Source organism: Clostridium sp. MB05 (assembly GCF_046581255.1).
In the GTDB taxonomy this organism is placed as follows: Bacteria; Bacillota; Clostridia; order Clostridiales; family Clostridiaceae; genus Clostridium.
Window position 1 is genome coordinate 1,184,127 of sequence record NZ_CP174370.1, and the last position, 19,187, is coordinate 1,203,313.

A 19,187-nucleotide genomic window follows, 5' to 3' on the forward strand; every position below is an offset into this window, starting at 1 on the left:
AAAACTTAATCAAGTAAAAAATTAAGATAAAAGGACTTGAAAATATGTATACTGGTTTTTTAGATGTTATAAATACTATTATTCAAAGTGTTATGTTTGCTATTGCAGCAAATTATTGTGTTGATAAAGCTTATAAAAAAAGTAAAATACCAATACTCATATTAATAACATTAATTTCGATAGCAGTGGTATTAATCACTTCTGTAATGGGGAACTCTAGTTTATCAATAATAATAACTCATATAACAGTATTACTTTTAGTAACTATTCCTTATAATTACGATAAATTAGGCTCAATTATTGGATTTAGTATAATATATTCTGTTATTGGTATAAATGCAATTATATGTTTTATTGTATTTATATTAGTTATTAATAATACAAGCATTGATAGCACATGTGCTAACTTAGTAATTATGTACTTACCTCAATTTATCGCATCATATTTTTTATTAAAAAACATGAATTTTGTTTATAAGGTATCTTTAAGTATTAAATCAAGAATTTCATCAATACTTACTTTAATAATAATGACACTATCATTAGACTTTATAATGTCATTTTTGTTTATTTACAATGAAAAGGACAAGCCTCTTTTTAAAGAAATAATATTTATATTGTTAGGTGTATTTGTTATTTTCATTACTTTCTACTTTGCAAAGGTAAATGAAAGATCAAATGAAATACATAATCTAAATAAAGAGTTAGAAAAAAAGATTAATGAACTAAAAAAAATAAAGCACGATCATGGTTCACAGATTTCATATTTATATGGAGCACATCTTATGGGGAATTATGAAAAGCTTGGAGAGTTATTAAAAGGAATAATAGATGGTAATAATATTTCAACAAATGTTAAAGTTTTAAGTAGTGAATATTCCATTATATCTCAAATAGTTAATTCTATTGATTTAAAAGATGTAGATGTTTTAATAGACGAAAAAGCAGAATTAGAACATACAAATGTAAGTGAAATGGAGCTACAAAGAGTTATTTCTAACATAGTAAAAAACTCTGTTGAGGCATTAAATGGAAAAGGATTATTAATGATTAAAAGTTATTATAGTTATAATAATGTTGTAATAAGTGTACAGAATAATGGACCAGAAATTGATAAAAATATTATCAATAGAATATTTAAACAAGGATTTTCTACTAAAGAAAATAAAAATGGGGATAATGGTTTTGGTTTGTACATAGTAAAAGAAATAGTTGATAAGTATAATGGAGATATTGATATAGTAAGTAGTAAAGAGTTAACAGAGTTTATTATAAAATTACCATTACATATTAATTAGTTTATATATACATAAAGAAAAAAAGCCTATAGAGTAGAGGGGAAATCTACTCTATAGGCTTTTTACTCTTTAGGAAATTATATTTCTATATTTATTGTGTATAACTATTGTAAGATGTTTAGTTATTAAAGTTATCTTCTAAAGAGTAAAAATATTAATAAATAAAAATATGTCGAATAAAATATGCATAAAAAAGACGTTATTTTACATAGATTCAAGGCGATAATATATATAATGTAATATATGGGGAGATAGAGTAATATTTTTAAAATATTATATTGTTAGCCTTGTATGTTAAAGAGATGTTTCATATTGCAATTAACCAATAATAAAAAGCTTAAAAATTTTTATATAAAGGAGAATATTTATGGAAAATAAATTTGAATTACTGTGTAGTGATAGCAATAAAGTTGTAAAGATAAATGCAGTTAAAGGAGAAGAGTTCATAGTTGAATCTGGTGCTATGGTTTCAATGAGTCCTGTATTTGATGTTAAAGCTAAAAGTGGAGGACTTGGAAAAACATTAGGAAGAATGTTTTCAGGAGAAGGCTTATTTATACAAAAGTTCAAGGCAAAAGAAGATGGAGAGCTTATATTAGCTCCTCAATTTTTAGGAGATATAAAATTAATAGAAATGGATGAAAGTATAAGTTATAGGTTAGGGAGATCAACATTCTTAGCATCAACATCTGGAATTGATGTAAGTACTAAATCAGGTGGTATTTCTGGAATGTTCTCAGGGGAAGGTTTAATTCAAATGCAGGCATCAGGAAGGGGTACTTTAGCAATTAGTTCTTATGGGGCTATTATAAAAAAAGAACTTGGTGTTGGTGAAAATTATGTAGTAGATAGCAATCATATGGTGCTTTGGGATAGTAGAATGAAGTATAGTGTTGAGTTTATGTCTGGAGTATTTAGTTCTATAGCTGGTGGAGAAGGATTAGTTTGTAAATTTGAGGGGCCAGGAGAGTTATGGATACAAACAAGGAACCCTGCAGCTATGCAACAACCCTCCAAATGATATAAGAGTTTTGGAAAACAAAGATGAGCATAATGCGCATATAGAATTCTATATTAAATTTAATCTATAGTATATTTAAAAGAAATGAAATAGCATTGTTAAAAAAAGCTCTATTTTTAAAAATTGTAAGTGAAAAATGTAGAATAAAATATAGATATATTGTATAATATGAGTTACAAAGTAAAATTAAGGTAAAAGGTAATTAAAATGGTAGAAAAGTTAATATATAGATGCGTTGAAAATTTAGGAGAATATAATAATTATAGTAATGAGCAAATAGAGCAATCTAAATACGCTTTAAAGATTATAGTATATGAATTTGTAAAAATTTTACTAATAATATCCATATTTTCTGCATTAGGATATTTCAAAGAAAGCTTACTTATAGTTTTTATAATGTCAATTACAAAACCTTTTATTGGTGGATATCATGAAGATACGCAAGTAAAATGTTTTATTGCTACATTAATATTGGTAACGTCAATAATATTTTTATTTGAAAATAATAAATTAAGTCTTTTAAGTTGTATTATATTAAATTTAATAAGTATATTTTCTGTTTATAATAAAGCACCAGTAATAGATGATAGAATGCCTATTACAAGGGAAGATCTTATCAAAAAGAATAGAAGAATTGGTATTACAATTATTGTAATACTATCTTTATTATCAATTATTATGTTTAGAGTTATATGGACTTCCCAAATAATAGTTTGGACAATTTTAGTACAAGCTATATTAATGTTTAATAAATATAAAAGTAATAAGGAGGTGAAGTAGATGAAAATAAAGAAATATTTAGGAGCATGTACATTATTCTTAGCAGCAGTTTTAATAAATGTAGGTCCAGCATCTATATTTGGTGTAGGAATAGAAGAAATGCCAGAATCAATTAAAAAATTAAGATAGAGGGACTTGAAATATGTATGTGGGGTTTTTAGATATTATAAATACACTTATTCAAAGCATTATGGTTGTTATTGCAGCAGATTATTGTGTTGATAAAAAGTATAAAAAAAGTAAATTGCAAATACTTATATTAATAACATTAATATCCTTAGTAACTATGTTAATTACTTTTATAATGGGAAACTCTAGTTTATCAATAATAACAATTCATATAGTATTATTATTTTTAGTAGTTATTTCTTATAAAGCTAATAAATTATTGGCAATAATTGGATTTAGTATAATATATTCTGTTATTGGTATAAATGCAATTATATGTTTTATTGTATTTATATTAATTATTAATAATACAAGTATTAGTAGTACATATGCTAACTTAGCAATTATGTATTTACCTCAAATTATTGTCTCATATTTTTTGTTAAAAAATATGAATTTTATTTACAAGGTATGTTTAAGTATTAAATCAAGAATTTCATCTATACTTACCTTAATAATAATGACAGTATCATTAGACTTTATAATGTCATTTTCATATATTTTTAATGATAAAGACAACCCAATTTTTAAAGAAATAATATTTATATTATTAGGTGTATTTATTATTTTCATTACTTTATACTTTGCAAGCATAGAAAAGAAATCTAAAGAGATAAATAGTTTAAATAAAGAGTTAGAAAAGAAAATTAATGAACTAAAAAAAATAAAGCATGACCATGGCTCTCAGATTTCATATTTATATGGTGCATATCTTATGGGGAATTATGAAAAACTCGGAGAGTTATTAAAAGGTATAATAGCCGGGAATAATATTTCAACACAAGTTAAAGTTTTAAGTAGTGAAGATTCTATTATATCTCAAATAGTTAATGCTATTGATTTAAAAGATGTAGACGTTCTAATAGATGAAAAAGCTAAATTAGAAGATACAAATATAAGTGAGATTGAAGTACAAAGGGTTATTTCTAATATAGTAAGAAATTCCGTTGAAGCATTAAAGGGAAGTGGATTATTAATGATTAAAAGTTATTATAACTATAATCATGTTGTAATAAGTGTACAGAATAACGGACCTCAAATTGATAAAAAGATTATTGATAGAATTTTTGAACAAGGATTTTCTACTAAAAAAAATAAAAATGGTGATAACGGATTCGGTTTATATATAGTAAAAGAGATACTTGATAAGCATAATGGAAGTATTAATGTAGTAAGTAGTAGAGAGTTAACAAATTTTATAATAAAGATACCTTTATGTATTAACTAGTGAATAACAAAAATACATAAATGTAATATACCTATAGAGTAGATATAAAAAATCTACCCTATAGGTTTTTTTATGTTTATAATATTTAGTAGTATATAAGATAAGTACAGATATAAATATTATTTTGAGAAGAGGTGATACATATGAATTTAAAAGTTATGATGAATTCTATTTTAAATTTAAGCTCTAGCATCTCAAAAAGAAATGGAATAGAGTTGTTAAAAAAAGGATTAATTTCTAAAGTTATAAGTAAAAAAATAAATGATACTTATCATATATATGGAAGAGTTTTAGAAAATAAAGATGAATATAGTACTCATTTAAAGTTTGATTCTAATAATAAAATAATTGATACTAAATGTAGCTGTAATCAATTTGAAGAAAATAGTAAGCAAATGAAAAATTATATTTGTAGTCATTTAGTAGCTACTATGTATAAATTTTATTATGCAATATTAAATAATAGAGAACAAGAAAATATTAGTGAAGAAAAAAATGACATTAATAAGAAAATATTAAAATTAGATATAAAGATAAAGCAAGTTAAAGTAAATAAAAATGAAGAATATTATTTAGAGCTTAGAGCAGGAGAAGAAAATACAATTGTAGTAGAAGTATTAGGTAAGTTTTTATTTGATAAAAATAATAAGTTTAATGAAAATGATATTTTAATAATAGATTTTTTAAAGGCGAGATTTAAAGAAAGTAAAAGTAGAATTATAGATAGTAGAAACTTTATATTATATAAAGATGAACTTAGAAGTTTTTTAGAGTTAATAGATAATAATAAAAATATAGTTTTAACATATGACTATATGAACTATAATTCAATAATTCACAAAGAGGATATGCCTTTAATCTTTACATTAAAGAAAAAAGGCGAAACTTTAATATTAAAACCTCAAAAGAAAAGTACAATACCTATTGATGATAAAAAAGAAGCTTGGATATATGATAAAAAAATATATTTACCTACAGAGAAACAATTAAAATATTATAAAGCAATATATGATAAGTTAGCTCAAAAAGATAGTTTGATTTATAAAAATACAGAAAGTAACTTAAAGAAATTATTATTTATAGTAGGTAAAATTTCAAAAGATATAATTATAGATGAAACTGTAAAAAATGAAATAAATAAAGTTAATACTCCAAGATTTTATATAGAAAAAGAAAATGAAAATATATATTGTAGTATTGATATAAATTATGCAAATGCCTTAAATGGGCTAAAGGATACTAGAGCTAAAGAAAAAATAGAAATGGAACTTGAAAGATATAAATTTATAAAACATAAAGATAAATTTATATTTATAGGAAATGATGAAGATAAATACATATTACTTAGTGAAGGTATAAATAAGTTGAATAAAATTGGAATAGTTACTTTATCTAATGAATTTGATGAAATAAAGCTTATAAAATCTAATAATATATTAAGTGAAATTGAAGAAATAGATAATTATTATAAGTTTAATTATAATATAGATGGAGTAAACTATAACGAAATAGTAGATATAATGGAACAAATAAAAAAGGGAAAATCCTTTTATAAAACTAAAGAAAATAATTTTTTAGATTTAAATGACATGGAAGTAGTTGAGTTTTTCAAAACAATAGAAGAACTAAATTTATTTAATGATGTGTATAAAAAAGAAATATATGTGGATAAATTTAACTTATTACATTTAGAAAATAAAATAAAGAATAGAACAATTCCATTTATAACTGGAGAAGAAAAAATAAATGAATTAATAAATAATTTAAAGAGCAAAGAAAAAAGCTATGAGCTTCCAAAAGACTTAAATGCTAATCTTAGAGATTATCAAATTAAGGGATATAATTGGTTAAGAACAATAGAAAGCTTAGGCTTTGGAGGAATATTAGCTGATGATATGGGACTTGGTAAAACTATTCAAACAATAACTTTATTACTTTCAAACAAAAATAAAAAGAGTTTAATTATAGCTCCAACTTCTGTTGTGTACAATTGGAAAAATGAATTTGAAAAATTTGCAGATGGTTTAAAAATAGGAATAATTCATGGAAGTATTAACGAAAGAAATAAAGTTAAAGATGATTATAAAAAATATGATGTTTTACTAACAACGTATGGAACTTTAAGAAGTGATTATGAATGGTACAAAGATAAAGAATTTGATTTTTGTATAATTGATGAAGCACAAAATATTAAAAATAAAAAATCTAAAATTACAGAGTTAGTTAAATCTATAAAAGCCAACTATAAATTGGCTTTAACAGGAACACCAATAGAAAATAATTTGCTAGAATTATGGTCAATATTTGATTTTATAATGCCTGGATATTTATATAATGAAGAAAGATTCAAGAATAGATTTTTAAATGGAGATGATGAAAGTCTAAAAGAACTTAAAGAACTTATTTCTCCATTTATACTAAGACGATTAAAAGAAGATGTATTAGATGAATTACCAGATAAAATAGAAAAAGAGTACTTAATACCAATGACATTTAGTCAAAAGCAAATTTATAATTCATATATGAAAGAAGTTAAAAAGAAGCTTAAGGAAAATAAAAAAATTAAAGATAATAAAATTGTTATATTATCTTATCTTACAAAATTACGTCAGCTTTGTTTAGATCCATCTTTATTAATTGATGATTTTAAAGAAGAAAGTGCAAAGATAAAAGCAGTTAAGGAAATTGTAAAAGAAACTATAGACTCAAATAAAAAAATAATTATATTTTCACAATTTACATCTGTATTGAAAAAGATAGGAAATAAATTAGAAGAGGATAATATTAGCTTTTTATATCTAGATGGAAGTATTAAAGCAAAAGAAAGAATAAATTTAGTTAATGAATTTAATAATAGAGATAAAAATATATTCTTAATTTCTTTAAAAGCTGGTGGAGTTGGATTAAATTTAACTTCAGCTAGTGTTGTTGTTCATTTTGATCCTTGGTGGAATCCAGCAGTTCAAGATCAAGCGACAGATAGAGCTCATAGGCTTGGTCAAAAAAATGTAGTTGAAGTAATAAAACTTATATCTAAAGATACTATTGAAGAAAAGATTATAAAGCTTCAAGAAGAAAAGAAAGAATTAATTAGCAAAATAATAGATGGAAATATATTAAGTGGAGAAACATTAAATACAATAACAGAAGAGGAGTTATTAAAACTATTTAGTTAGTAAAAATAAGCTATGGATATATATACAATAGGACATTCAAACTATACAGTTGAAAAGTTAATAGATATGCTAAGATATTATGATATTAATTGCGTTGTGGATATTAGAGGAACACCTTATTCTAAATATAATGTTCAATTTGACAAAGAAACTATAAAATATACCTTAACTAAAGCAGGATTTATATATATTTATATGGCTAAAGAGCTTGCAGCAAAAAGAATAAATAAAGTTTCTTATAACAATGAAGGATATTCAGACTTTGAAAAAGTTATATATGAAGAAGACTTTATAAAAGGTGTTGAAAGGCTAGAAGATGGTTGTAACAAGGGATATAAAATTGCATTACTTGGAGCAATGCAAGATCCAATAAGATGCCATAGAAGCATATTAGTTGGAAGGTCATTAAAAGAAGCTGGATTTAATGTAATGCATATTTTGGATGATTATTCTATAAAAAATCAAGATTACATTGATGAAAGAGTACTTGATAAATACTTTCCAGGTAGATCACAAATAACTATAGATGCTTTATTAGGAAATGAAATGAGTAGAGAAGAGATGGTAAATGAGGGATATAGAATGGCTAACAAGGAAATTGGTTATAGAATTGAATGTTTACCTGTAGAGAAAAAGCGCTGATCTAAGCGAAAACATTAATTATATAGTCAAACAAAGAGCTTTATGAAAGGAGAGAAATCTTTATGAGATATGTTATAGTTTGTGTAGTAAAGGGAGAAGCTGGTCACTTTAATAACGAAATGAGAAGGGATATTTTTCAAAAGTTTAAGGCGAAATCATCAAAGCTTCCTGCACACTTTACTATAAAAGCACCTTTTGAGTACGATAAAAGTATAACAGATTTAGAAGAAGCTATAAGTGAATTTTGTAAAAATCAAGAAAAGGCAGAGTTTTCAATGAATAGATATAATCATTTTGATAATAGAGTTATTTATATGGATGTTGATATGTCTAGAAAAGGAAAAATTCTTCATAACAACCTAATAGACCTATTAAATAATTTTGATTATATTGAATTTAATAAAAAAGATGGAAAAGATAAAGTTTTTCATGTTACTTTAACATCAAAGAAGGTTCCAGAAATATATGATAAGGTATGGGAGTATGTAAATAAGTTCCCATTTAGTTTTAATTGCTATTTTGATAATGTGAGCATATATAAGTGGGAAGATAATACATGGAAGCTGCATAAAGAATTTATTATAGAAAATCATATAAGTAATTAATAAAAATGTAAAAAAATATAAAATAATTAGAAATAAGCATCTAATATTGATAGATGCTTATTTTTTATATACTTTCAAAATGATATTTTGATAGAATAATAAAAAAGTATTAAAATTATTAACTATATAAAATATTTATGTAAATATTTATAATATTTTATTAAGAAAATATTGATTTTATTAATATTTTAATATATCATATATTTAATGTTAATAAGCGATAAAAATAAAGATTTCAGAGGGGGCGATTTTATGGAAGAAAACAGAGAGCAGTGGGGATCGAAACTAGGATTTATTGTAGCGGCAATTGGGTCAGCAGTAGGTCTAGGTAATATATGGAGATTTCCTTATATAGCATATACAAATGGGGGCGGGGCATTTTTAATACCTTATTTCTTTGCTATATTTACAGCAGGTATTCCATTATTAATACTAGAATATGGACTTGGACATAAATATAAGGGCTCAACTCCACTTGCAATTGCAAAAGTAAAAAGAAAGTGGGAATGGCTTGGATGGTGGCCAACTATAAATGCATTTATAATTCTTACTTATTATTCAATGATTTTAAGTTGGGCTGTAAATTATTTAAGGTATAGTTTTAATAAAGGTTGGGGCAATGATACAAATAAGTTTTTCCATGTTGATTTCTTAAAGCTTACAGATTCACCTTTTAATTTTGGTGGATACATTTTACCAATATTAATTGGAATCGGATTAATATGGTTTATAAATTGGTTTATTTGCTATAAAGGAATAAAAGGTGGAATTGAAAAAGCTAATAAAATACTTTTACCTATGCTTGTAATAATAATGATTGTAATAGCGATTAGAGCAGTAAATCTAGAGGGAGCATCATTAGGATTAAATACATTATTTACTCCAGATTGGTCAAAGGTTATGGATCCAAAAGTTTGGATAGCAGCTTATGGACAAGTATTTTTCTCTTTAAGCTTAGCAATGGGAATAATGATGACTTATTCTAGTTATTTACCTGAAAAAACTGACATAAACAATAGTGCATTTATGACAGCTTTTGCAAACTGTGGATTTGAATTTTTATCAGCAATTGCAGTATTTTCAATATTAGGATTTATGGCTAATATGAAAGGTGTTCCTATGAATGAAGTTGTTTCAAGTGGGGTAGGGCTTGCTTTTGTAGTTTTTCCAGCTGTGTTTGGAGAAATGGGAACTTTAGGAACTATTTTAGGTGTATTATTCTTTGTTTGCTTAGTATTTGCAGGAATAACATCAACAGTTTCTTTAATAGAAGCAGTTTCTGCGCCGTTTATAGATAAGTTTGGGTGGGCAAGAAATAAAGTTGTTGCTGTAATTTCTATAGCCGGATTTTTAATTGGAATTATATATTCAACTGGAGCAGGATTATATTTACTTGACATAGTAGACAATTTTATAAATAATTATGGAATTGTTGTAGTAGGTCTATTAGAAGTTGTATTAATAGGTTGGATATCAACTCCAGATAAAGTAAGAAATCATACAAATGAAATTTCTTATTTCAAGGTAGGCAAATGGTGGAATATTTGTGTTAAGTTTGTTACGCCAACTATATTATTATATATGTTAGTTCAAAGCATATTAACAGAAATAAAAACTCCTTACGGAGGATATCCACTTTCAGCATTATTTGCTTATGGTTGGAGTGTAATAGGATTTGGAATAATAGTTTCTTTAATAATTTCTAAAAAGAAATGGAGAAATAAAAATATAGAGAATTTAAATTAAAAATAAATTGAAGGGGGCTTTAATTATGACAGGAGTAGCATTATCATTTTTTGCATTAGGAGCAGTTGTTTTATGGGGAGGTTTAATATTAACTCTTGGAATAACTATCTATAATGAAAGAAAAGAAGTTGTTTAATATTGATAATGTATTATAGATAAGATTAAAGGGATAGAAATTTAATTTCTATCCCTTCAATTTTTATATTTAACTTTAATATATTTTTTTATCATACAGTTATAGTATTCTCCAAGGTTCTTCTATTTTTTCTTCAATAATAGTATATTTTATCTCTTTAGTTACTTCCCTAGGAATTTTTAATTTTTTAATTCTATCAGTAAATTCTGTAGAAAATACTTTTAATGATTTACCTATTTGCTTAGTAGAAGAATTAAATACTTCTAAAGGAGTTAAAAAGTCTTTACTATCTCTAAATTCATCTAGATATCTTGATGCTTCATTTGAAGCTTCAATTGCACATAGATTTATTTTATCTATCAATTGTTTATTAAATTCTTCTGGGTATGTTAATTCAAGAACTATCCTATAATTAGTTGATCTTCTTTGTTTACAAGGTATTTTAGCAGTTAGTTCGTTACCATCAACTTCCCCTAAATAATTAACTATAAAATCGTCTTTTATTTCAGGAACTTCTACAGAAGTTAATAACCTTGTGTAAATATTTTTTATACCTGTAGGGGAATATTCCTTTCTTAGGCTTTTTAATGATTTGGTTTTATTTTTAGATTTAGAATTTGACTCACAACCTGATTCACAATTTGATTCACTTCTATAACATACAAATGAATCTATTCTTCTCAAGTCTAGCCCAAAGAACACCCAAGTTCCTCTAAACCAACGTAACCCAGACACAGTTCTTCTATCTACATTTAGTAAAAATGACCAGTATTCTCTTCCACTAGTTTCCCAAATATATGTGAATTTAAACAAACAAAAACTAATAGAACCAGGACTTACAGCTTTAGTTTGAGGGCCACCGGAGCTAAGGTGTTTTACGTCAGCACTAGTCTTAGATGGAGTAAAGTTTGGTGGTGGGCCTACATTTAAATTGCTTCCCATAGATGGAGAACCTTGAGGTCCTTGGGAAGGAGAACTTTTAGCAGGACCGGAACCAGGACCGGAACTTGGGAAGCCAGGAATTAAATTTCCAAGTGGAGGAGGTCTTAATCTAGAATCATCTGGATATAGAATTGAATCATCATCATTAAAATTCATTGATAAACTCCTAATATATTATTTTATAATCATTATAAGGAATTATGATAAAATTTGTTACTTAAATCTATAGATTTAACTATGTAACAATCTATTAAACTTCTTAATACAAATATCATGAGGTGATAAACTTGGGGTAGAAATAAGAAATGCCAAATTAGCGGATTATAAATATATAAGTAACATTTCAAAAGAATTACACATATTTCATGTTAAAAATAGACCTGATATATATAAAGAAGTCAGTAAGACCATATATAAGTCATATTTTAAAGAATTATTAAATGATGAAAATGTTGAGGTTATAGTAATTACCAAAGATAAAAAGATAGTAGGTTACACCATAACAAGATATGTAGAACTTAAAAATATGAATTTATTAAATGACAAGTTCTTTGCTTATATAGATGAAATTTGTATAAAGGAAAACTACAGAAGACAGGGATTAGGAAGAATCCTTTTTAATTACTTATATGACTTAGTAAAGAGTAAAGGTGCAGAAACTTTAGAACTGGGAGTTTGGAGTTTTAATGAGACTTCTATAGAATTTTATAAAGCCATGGGGATGGTAGAGAAGAATATCAGGATGGAGAAAAAATAAAAATGAAGAAAATAATTTGTTTAGAGCAAGTTATTATATCTAATTTTAAAGGGGCTCATGAAACGTGAGCCCCTTTGTAAGCGTTAATAGGAACTAATTGTAGGTGCTATAATGTTCTGTCTAATCTTAAAAGGGTGTCGCGAAATGTGCCCCCCTTTGTAAATCTTTGATTTTACTTCTTTTAAGAATTTTAGTAGATAAAAAATTATCTATTATATAAATATGCAAAAGAATATAGATTTTAAAAAATATATTATATAAAAAAATTAGAAAAAAATGTAAAAAATCAGTTGACATTATATGTATATACTGTATATAGTATACATATACGGAAAATACAGTTTGAAAGGTGAAGAAATGAAAATAATAATTAGTAATTCATCTAAGCTTCCTATATATGAACAGATAGTAAATTCAATAAGAGAGGAAGTCATAAGTGGAGGATTAGAGCCAAATGAAAAATTACCTTCTATAAGGTCACTAGCTAAGGATTTAAACATAAGTGTTATTACAACTAAAAGAGCTTATGAAGAGCTTGAAAATCAAGGATTTATTGAAACAGTTGGGGGAAAGGGATGCTATGTTTCTTATTTTAATAAGGAACTTGTATATGAAGAGAAACTTAAAGAAATAGAAGAGAAATTAGAGGATATTATACAAACGGCAAGAACTATAAAGCTAAAAAAAGAAGATATTTATAAAATTATAGATTTGCTATATGAAGGAGAGTAAGTATGATTAGGGTGGAGAATTTAAATAAAGCTAGGGGGATTTTTAAACTTGAGAATATTTATTTTGAGTTAAAAAAAGGTTTTATAATGGGATTGGTAGGACCAAATGGATCTGGAAAAACAACTTTAATAAAAATGCTTCTTGGTTTAATTAAGGCTGATAGTGGTGAAATTAAAATATTTGATAAAGATATTTTTGAAGATGAGGTATATGTAAAAGATAATATAGGTTTTGTTTATGATAATTTAAATTTCTATGGTCACTTAAAAGTTAAGGATTTTAAGAGAATAGTTTCTAATTTTTATTCTAAATTTGATTCAGAGCTTTTTGATTCTTATATAGAAAGATTTGAAATAAATAATAAATCTTTAATAGGGAATCTTTCAAAGGGAGAAGTAATTAAAGTTATGATAGCAAATGCTTTATCCCATGATGCTAAGCTACTAATATTAGACGAACCAACAGCAGGATTAGATCCTATAATTAGGAAGGATATTTTAAAGCTTCTTCAAGAAGTAATAGAAGATGGAAATAGAAGTGTTATTATTTCTACGCATATAACTTCAGATTTAGATGGAATAGCAGATTATATAACCTTTATTAATAAAGGAAAATTAGTTTTATCAGAGGATATGGAATATATAAAGGATAGATATAGATTATTTAGAGGATCTAAGGAAGAACTTGAAAACAGTAATTTGAACTTTATTTCTAGAAAGGAATCAAAATACTATCATGAAGGGCTATTTATTAATAGAAAGGAATTAGATAATGAAAATATATCTATTCCAACTTTAGAGGATATAATTTATCACTATGTAAAGGGGGAAAAATAATGTTTAAACTTATAAAAAAAGATTTAATAGTAGGATTAAAAGTGAGATCCTTGAAGTCTGCTATTATTACATTTATAATTGTATTATTTTTATTAACAACTTTTTCATATGTATTTCCAACATTACTTCCAATAATGTTTACCTTTATTGTAGTCATGAATAGCTTTTATTATGATAGGTTAAATAATAGTGAAAGTTTTATATTAAGTCTTCCAAATAAAAGAGAGGATGTGGTTTATTCAAAATATATACTTACTTTAATAATACTTTTTATATCAATAATAATTATGTATATACTTTTTGGAATAAATATATTAAATTCTGCAAGAGTAATGGTTTTTCAAGATATATTTGTTGGCATGATAACTATATTATTTAGCTTTGCAATAATAATTCCAATTATATTTAAATATGGTTACAAGATAGGAAGAATTATTAGTTCTTTTATTATTATATTTATAGGATATTTAGTTTTTAAAAGTAATACTATTTCTAATTTTATTAGTAATGGAAGAGAAACACTTTTATTAAAGTTTTCACGAAAAATAGGTGTTTGTATCTATAATATATTTAGCTTAAAGAGTTATGACTTTAAAACTATGTCAGTAAATGTGTATTTTATTATTACATGCCTTATAGCATTAATTATATTTTTAGTATCTATGTATATTTCATTAAAGATTTATAAAAAGAAAGATATAGCTTAAGGGGGATAAGAAAATGAATAAAAAATTTATAATGATAAGTATAGGAATTTTTATATCAGTTTTTATATTCACTTTAGGCTTTAAATTTATATTAGGAGATAAGGTATTATTTGGTCAAGGAAATGATGAAGCTTTTAATAGTTCCAATCCTATAGTAAAATATGTAGGCTTCGAAGAAGACGAAAATATATTAAAGATAAAGATAAGTATAAAAAATAATTCTAATTATATTGCTAGTGTAAATAATGTAACTATGAGATTTGGAATTTTACCTAATGCAGTTAATGATTCTACAGTTAGTTCACGTAGTAATCCAATATTTGAAGGCTATGATAATGACTTTGAGAAAATAGCGAATGATCAGAATATAAAAATTAATAATTTTGATAGGGCTATATATCCTGGAGAAGAAAGAGAATATGCATTTGAAGTTACTAAAGGAATACACTTCGATAAAAAAGTGTTTGATACAAATAAAATGTATGTTTCATATAATATTAATTATTATAAATATAAAATTAAAGGAACTTTTATTGGAAATGTTATGGGTACTGGTGGTGGTGAAAGATTAGATAATTCATCAAATCCATATGTAATAGATTAATTTTAATGGGAGAAATTTTTATTCTCACTGGGGTATAAAAAATTTCAATTTAAAAAAGTAGAGAATCTGTTGATTCTCTACTTTTTTAGTTCAATTGTCCGAGTTACTAATGTAATGTTTTGGTTTCTTAAGACAATATATTATTTTGTGTAGTGAGGGAGGATTAATTTTAATCTCTATTTACTTTCTTTTTCAGCATCATAAATTTCTTCATAAGTTTTTTGCTCATTATTCATGTTTTGAACTATCTCTTCTGATTTTTCTCTTCTACATTTTTTACTTAGCATGCATGCTATTCCATCCATGTAAAACACCCCTTTATATTTTTTTATTTAATTCTTATTAATTTTAATATTCTCTTATTATTAATATAACTATAATATATTATAGCAAATTTGTCAATAAAAGTTACTAATTAATAATTGTTATTAATATATCAAGTTTGATAAATATTAAATGAACATTTTTTATACAGTATAAGAACTTTTTATTTATTTAAATATATTATTCTTTATTTTGCTAAATTATATAAGATTTTATTCATAAACCTGACAAATATAATATTTTTTTAGTTTATATATAAAGTTAAAATTTATATTTATATAATAGTTTAATTATTAACTCCACATAAAAAATTCTATCTAAAAGATTTTGTCATATATAAAGTAGGTATAGGAATATATTTTAGTAAAAAGGGGGGGAGTAAATGAACTTTGAAGAATTTATAAAAAGTGATAGAGAAAGCAGAAACAAAGAAAAATTTGAAGGAACATTTCTTGATTATTTAGAGATAGTAAAAGAAAAGCCAGAGGTAGCCAAGCTTTCACATAAGAGAATTTATGATATGGTCGTTAGTAAAGGGATAGAAGTACTAAAGGGAGAAGAAAACCCTAAGGTAAAGAAAATATATGGAAATGATCCAATAAGAAGATATGGTTTTTTTAAAGATGATTTTTTTGGAATTGATAAGGTAATAATGAAGCTAGTAAACTACTTACATTCAGCTTCAATGAAGGGAGAAGAGGCTAGGCAAGTATTATATTTAGTTGGTCCAGTTGGTGCAGGAAAGTCATCATTAGTTGAATCTCTAAAAAAAGCTTTAGTAGAATGTCCTCCGATATATTCATTAAAAGGGTGTCCAATGCATGAAGAACCATTACATTTAATACCTAAGCATTTAAGACCAAAATTTAAAGAATTATTAGGCGTTGAAATAGAAGGAGATTTATGTCCTGTATGTAAGTATAAGTTGGTTAATGAATTTAATGGTGAATATGAAAAATTCCCAGTGGAAACTAAGGGATTCTCCATTAGATCAAGAAAGGGAGTAGGTGTTGTTCCTCCAGTAGATCCAAATAATCAAGATACTTCAATATTAACAGGTTCAATAGATATTTCCAAAATGGATATGTACCCAGAAGATGATCCAAGAATTTTTTCTTTAAATGGTGCATTTAATGTAGGTAATAGAGGACTAGTTGAATTTATTGAAGTATTTAAGAATGATGTTGAATATCTTCATACAATAATTACAGCAACACAAGAAAAATCTATACCTTCACCTGGTAAGGGATCTATGATTTATTTTGATGGTCTTATAGTAGCTCATTCAAATGAAGCTGAGTGGAATAAGTTTAAGTCAGATCATACAAATGAGGCTATATTAGATAGAATTGTGAAAATAGAGGTGCCATATTGTTTAGAACTTGACGAAGAAGTGAAAATATATGAGAAAATTTTAAAAAGGAGTAATTTTAATGCTCATATAGCTCCACATACAATGCAAGTAGCAGCTATGTTTGCAATACTTTCAAGACTATCAGCCTCTGCAAAGGTAGATCCTATAACAAAACTTAAGATTTACAATGGAGAAGAAATAGTTGAAAAAGGAAGTACTAAGAGAATTGATATAAATGAGTTAAGAGAAGAAGCAGGATCATATGAAGGTATGAAGGGAATTAGTACTAGATTTATAATTAAGGCAATAGATAATGCTCTTTCTAGCTCTGAATATAATTGTATAAATCCATTAAGTATAATGGAAAGTATAATAAAATCAGTTAAAGAAATGGATATAGGAGCAGAGGATAAAAAGAAGTATTTAGGATTTGTACAAGATACTATAAGAAAAGAATATAACAAGATATTGGAAAAAGAAATTACAAAGGCATTTATTCATTCATTTAGAGAACAAGCTGAGAGTTTATTTGATAATTATATAGATAACTCTGAAGCTTTTGTAAATAAGAGTAAAATAAAGGATTTATCAACTGGTGAGGAATTAAGCCCAGATGAAGAATTTATGAGAAGTATAGAAGAACAAATTGGAGTTTCAGAAAGTTCTTGTAAGGGCTTTAGAGCAGATGTTACTTCCTATATGTTCTATTTAGTTAGAAATGGAAGCAAGATGGATTATACTTCCTATGAACCTTTAAAGGAGGCTATTGAAAAGAAACTTATGGCATCTGTTAAGGATCTTTCAAGAATAATAACTAAATCTAGAGTTAGAGATAAGGATCAAGCTGAAAAATATTATTCTATGGTTGAGGAAATGAAGAATAATGGATATTGCTCTTATTGCTGTGATGTGATATTAAAATATGCTGCAAACAACTTGTGGAAGGATTGATAGAGATGGCAATCTTTAGAGATAGTGCAGATAACCCATTAGAGCATGACAGATCCATAGAGGATAGAAGAAGGCATAGACAATTAGTTGAAAAGTCTATAAAGGAAAATTTAGGGGATATTCTTTCAGAGGAAAGTATTATTGGTGAAAGTAAAAACAAGAAATTTAAAATCCCAATAAGAGGAATAAAGGAATATCGATTTGTATTTGGAAGGAATAATAAAGGGGTTGCTACTGGAGCTGGAGAGGAAAGAAGAGGAGATAAAATTTCAGATGGAAGTCCAAATGGAAAAATAGGGAACAAAGGAGCGGGAAATTCACCAGGAGATGATATCTATGAAACTGAAATAACTATGGAAGAGCTTATGGACTATATCATAGAAGATTTAGAATTACCTAATTTAGATAGGAAAAGATATTCTGAAATAGTAACTGAAACCTCAGGTAAAAAGCGTGGATATCAAAGATATGGAATAAACCCAAGACTTGCAAAGAAAAAGACTGTTATTGCAAAGATCTCTAGAAAGCAAGGGAAGAAAAGAGCTTTACTAGAAAGTGGATTAAAAACAAATATAACTAGATTTCCATTTAGAGAAGAAGATCTTAGATATTATAAAGTTAAGAAAAAGCCTAAAAAAGAAAGTAATGCTGTAATGATATTTATTATGGACGTATCTGGATCTATGGATAGCAGTAAAAAGTATTTAGCAAGATCATTATTTTTTGTTTTATCTAGATTTATAAAAAGAAAATATAACAATATAGCTTTTGAGTTTGTGTCTCATACCACTGTTGCAAAGAAGGTAAATGAATACGAATTTTTTCATAAAGCAGAGTCAGGTGGAACTTATATATCCAGTGGACTTAATTTGGCATTAGATTTAATTAAAGAAAAGTATTCACCAGAAATGTGGAACATTTATCCTATATACGCGAGTGATGGGGATAACTGGAGTGAAGATAACGAAAGAGCTATGAAATCTGTAAAAGAATTATGTGAAATAAGCAATATGTTTGGATATGCAGAATTATTACCATCCACTTATTCAACAACAATGTACTATAGATTTAATAAAGAAATAAAATACAAGAACTTTATTTCTGTGATTGTGAAGGAAAAAAAGGATTTATGGGATGCATTGAAGATAATGTTGTCTAAAGAGCTAAAGGAGGAATAATT

The 19,187-nt window shown here is 25.7% G+C and carries 19 protein-coding genes; 17 read left to right on the plus strand and 2 right to left on the minus strand.

The window, feature by feature from the left end; genetic code table 11:
- Positions 1–44: 44 nt before the first annotated feature.
- The 10 genes from ACH36K_RS05635 to ACH36K_RS05680 all read left to right on the plus strand — a co-directional run bounded on the left by ACH36K_RS05635 (position 45) and on the right by ACH36K_RS05680 (position 10,800).
- Positions 45–1,298, plus strand: coding sequence for a sensor histidine kinase (locus ACH36K_RS05635; protein ID WP_411169977.1), 1,254 nt, complete (start codon positions 45–47; stop codon positions 1,296–1,298).
- A gap of 367 nt (positions 1,299–1,665) precedes the next feature.
- Positions 1,666–2,319, plus strand: coding sequence for a TIGR00266 family protein (locus ACH36K_RS05640; protein WP_411169978.1), 654 nt, complete (start codon positions 1,666–1,668; stop codon positions 2,317–2,319).
- 207 nt (positions 2,320–2,526) lie between these two features.
- Entirely contained in the window at positions 2,527–3,099 is a 573-nt protein-coding gene (locus tag ACH36K_RS05645) for an accessory gene regulator B family protein (RefSeq protein ID WP_411169979.1), read from the plus strand.
- On the plus strand, positions 3,100–3,228 hold the full coding sequence (locus ACH36K_RS05650) for a hypothetical protein (protein ID WP_411169980.1): 129 nt from the start codon (positions 3,100–3,102) through the stop codon (positions 3,226–3,228).
- Between the two features lie 13 nt (positions 3,229–3,241).
- Complete coding sequence (locus ACH36K_RS05655; protein WP_411169981.1) at positions 3,242–4,495, plus strand: sensor histidine kinase; 1,254 nt, start codon at positions 3,242–3,244, stop codon at positions 4,493–4,495.
- Between the two features lie 143 nt (positions 4,496–4,638).
- Positions 4,639–7,671, plus strand: a complete 3,033-nt coding sequence (locus ACH36K_RS05660; protein ID WP_411169982.1) for an SNF2-related protein — start codon at positions 4,639–4,641, stop codon at positions 7,669–7,671.
- A gap of 12 nt (positions 7,672–7,683) precedes the next feature.
- Complete coding sequence (locus ACH36K_RS05665) at positions 7,684–8,313, plus strand: DUF488 family protein (protein WP_411169983.1); 630 nt, start codon at positions 7,684–7,686, stop codon at positions 8,311–8,313.
- A gap of 62 nt (positions 8,314–8,375) precedes the next feature.
- On the plus strand, positions 8,376–8,918 hold the full coding sequence (locus tag ACH36K_RS05670) for a 2'-5' RNA ligase family protein (RefSeq protein WP_411169984.1): 543 nt from the start codon (positions 8,376–8,378) through the stop codon (positions 8,916–8,918).
- 252 nt (positions 8,919–9,170) lie between these two features.
- Positions 9,171–10,664: a sodium-dependent transporter gene (locus tag ACH36K_RS05675; RefSeq protein WP_411169985.1), complete on the plus strand. Its 1,494-nt coding sequence runs from the start codon at positions 9,171–9,173 to the stop codon at positions 10,662–10,664.
- A 25-nt stretch (positions 10,665–10,689) separates the two neighbouring features.
- Positions 10,690–10,800 carry a MetS family NSS transporter small subunit gene (locus tag ACH36K_RS05680; protein WP_322379314.1) on the plus strand — a complete coding sequence of 37 codons (111 nt, stop codon included), beginning with the start codon at positions 10,690–10,692 and terminating at the stop codon, positions 10,798–10,800.
- 99 nt (positions 10,801–10,899) lie between these two features.
- On the opposite strand, the gene ACH36K_RS05685 is transcribed toward ACH36K_RS05680, so the two are convergent.
- Entirely contained in the window at positions 10,900–11,898 is a 999-nt protein-coding gene (locus ACH36K_RS05685; RefSeq protein ID WP_411169986.1) for a hypothetical protein, read from the minus strand.
- 142 nt (positions 11,899–12,040) lie between these two features.
- Between ACH36K_RS05685 and ACH36K_RS05690 the strand changes: the two genes are divergently transcribed.
- The 5 genes from ACH36K_RS05690 (at position 12,041) to ACH36K_RS05710 (ending at position 15,378) form a co-directional block, all read left to right on the plus strand.
- Positions 12,041–12,499 (plus strand): GNAT family N-acetyltransferase, encoded by a 459-nt coding sequence (locus tag ACH36K_RS05690; RefSeq protein WP_411170657.1) that lies wholly within the window; start codon positions 12,041–12,043, stop codon positions 12,497–12,499.
- A gap of 357 nt (positions 12,500–12,856) precedes the next feature.
- A complete protein-coding gene (locus tag ACH36K_RS05695) occupies positions 12,857–13,231 on the plus strand; it encodes a GntR family transcriptional regulator (RefSeq protein WP_411169987.1) in 375 nt (124 codons plus the stop codon).
- Positions 13,232–13,233: 2 nt separating this feature from the next.
- A complete protein-coding gene (locus ACH36K_RS05700; RefSeq protein WP_411169988.1) occupies positions 13,234–14,067 on the plus strand; it encodes an ABC transporter ATP-binding protein in 834 nt (277 codons plus the stop codon).
- Positions 14,067–14,774 carry an ABC-2 transporter permease gene (locus ACH36K_RS05705; RefSeq protein WP_411169989.1) on the plus strand — a complete coding sequence of 236 codons (708 nt, stop codon included), beginning with the start codon at positions 14,067–14,069 and terminating at the stop codon, positions 14,772–14,774. Before ACH36K_RS05700 ends, ACH36K_RS05705 begins: the two co-directional genes overlap by 1 nt.
- 13 nt (positions 14,775–14,787) lie before the next feature.
- Positions 14,788–15,378, plus strand: coding sequence for a hypothetical protein (locus tag ACH36K_RS05710; protein ID WP_322382028.1), 591 nt, complete (start codon positions 14,788–14,790; stop codon positions 15,376–15,378).
- A 176-nt stretch (positions 15,379–15,554) separates the two neighbouring features.
- Here the strand turns inward: ACH36K_RS05710 and ACH36K_RS05715 are convergent, their stop codons facing one another.
- The gene (locus ACH36K_RS05715) at positions 15,555–15,683 is read right to left on the minus strand and encodes a hypothetical protein (protein WP_411169990.1); all 129 of its coding nucleotides are present in this window, start codon (positions 15,681–15,683) and stop codon (positions 15,555–15,557) included.
- A gap of 401 nt (positions 15,684–16,084) precedes the next feature.
- On the opposite strand from ACH36K_RS05715, the gene ACH36K_RS05720 reads away from it, so the two are divergent.
- Both ACH36K_RS05720 and yhbH read left to right on the plus strand, forming a co-directional pair.
- Positions 16,085–18,007, plus strand: a complete 1,923-nt coding sequence (locus ACH36K_RS05720; protein ID WP_411169991.1) for a serine protein kinase — start codon at positions 16,085–16,087, stop codon at positions 18,005–18,007.
- Between the two features lie 5 nt (positions 18,008–18,012).
- The gene (gene yhbH / locus ACH36K_RS05725; RefSeq protein ID WP_411170658.1) at positions 18,013–19,185 is read left to right on the plus strand and encodes a sporulation protein YhbH; all 1,173 of its coding nucleotides are present in this window, start codon (positions 18,013–18,015) and stop codon (positions 19,183–19,185) included.
- Positions 19,186–19,187 lie beyond the last annotated feature (2 nt).

What these genes read in the sequence shown, in the direction of transcription:
- ACH36K_RS05635 (WP_411169977.1), top strand. Translation starts at nt 45, where the DNA reads ATGTATACTGGTTTTTTAGATGTTATAAATACTATTATTCAAAGTGTT.
- ACH36K_RS05640 (WP_411169978.1), top strand. Translation starts at nt 1,666, where the DNA reads ATGGAAAATAAATTTGAATTACTGTGTAGTGATAGCAATAAAGTTGTA.
- ACH36K_RS05645 (WP_411169979.1), top strand. Translation starts at nt 2,527, where the DNA reads ATGGTAGAAAAGTTAATATATAGATGCGTTGAAAATTTAGGAGAATAT.
- ACH36K_RS05650 (WP_411169980.1), top strand. Translation starts at nt 3,100, where the DNA reads ATGAAAATAAAGAAATATTTAGGAGCATGTACATTATTCTTAGCAGCA.
- ACH36K_RS05655 (WP_411169981.1), top strand. Translation starts at nt 3,242, where the DNA reads ATGTATGTGGGGTTTTTAGATATTATAAATACACTTATTCAAAGCATT.
- ACH36K_RS05660 (WP_411169982.1), top strand. Translation starts at nt 4,639, where the DNA reads ATGAATTTAAAAGTTATGATGAATTCTATTTTAAATTTAAGCTCTAGC.
- ACH36K_RS05665 (WP_411169983.1), top strand. Translation starts at nt 7,684, where the DNA reads ATGGATATATATACAATAGGACATTCAAACTATACAGTTGAAAAGTTA.
- ACH36K_RS05670 (WP_411169984.1), top strand. Translation starts at nt 8,376, where the DNA reads ATGAGATATGTTATAGTTTGTGTAGTAAAGGGAGAAGCTGGTCACTTT.
- ACH36K_RS05675 (WP_411169985.1), top strand. Translation starts at nt 9,171, where the DNA reads ATGGAAGAAAACAGAGAGCAGTGGGGATCGAAACTAGGATTTATTGTA.
- ACH36K_RS05680 (WP_322379314.1), top strand. Translation starts at nt 10,690, where the DNA reads ATGACAGGAGTAGCATTATCATTTTTTGCATTAGGAGCAGTTGTTTTA.
- ACH36K_RS05685 (WP_411169986.1), bottom strand. Translation starts at nt 11,898, where the DNA reads ATGAATTTTAATGATGATGATTCAATTCTATATCCAGATGATTCTAGA.
- ACH36K_RS05695 (WP_411169987.1), top strand. Translation starts at nt 12,857, where the DNA reads ATGAAAATAATAATTAGTAATTCATCTAAGCTTCCTATATATGAACAG.
- ACH36K_RS05700 (WP_411169988.1), top strand. Translation starts at nt 13,234, where the DNA reads ATGATTAGGGTGGAGAATTTAAATAAAGCTAGGGGGATTTTTAAACTT.
- ACH36K_RS05705 (WP_411169989.1), top strand. Translation starts at nt 14,067, where the DNA reads ATGTTTAAACTTATAAAAAAAGATTTAATAGTAGGATTAAAAGTGAGA.
- ACH36K_RS05710 (WP_322382028.1), top strand. Translation starts at nt 14,788, where the DNA reads ATGAATAAAAAATTTATAATGATAAGTATAGGAATTTTTATATCAGTT.
- ACH36K_RS05715 (WP_411169990.1), bottom strand. Translation starts at nt 15,683, where the DNA reads ATGGATGGAATAGCATGCATGCTAAGTAAAAAATGTAGAAGAGAAAAA.
- ACH36K_RS05720 (WP_411169991.1), top strand. Translation starts at nt 16,085, where the DNA reads ATGAACTTTGAAGAATTTATAAAAAGTGATAGAGAAAGCAGAAACAAA.
- yhbH (WP_411170658.1), top strand. Translation starts at nt 18,013, where the DNA reads ATGGCAATCTTTAGAGATAGTGCAGATAACCCATTAGAGCATGACAGA.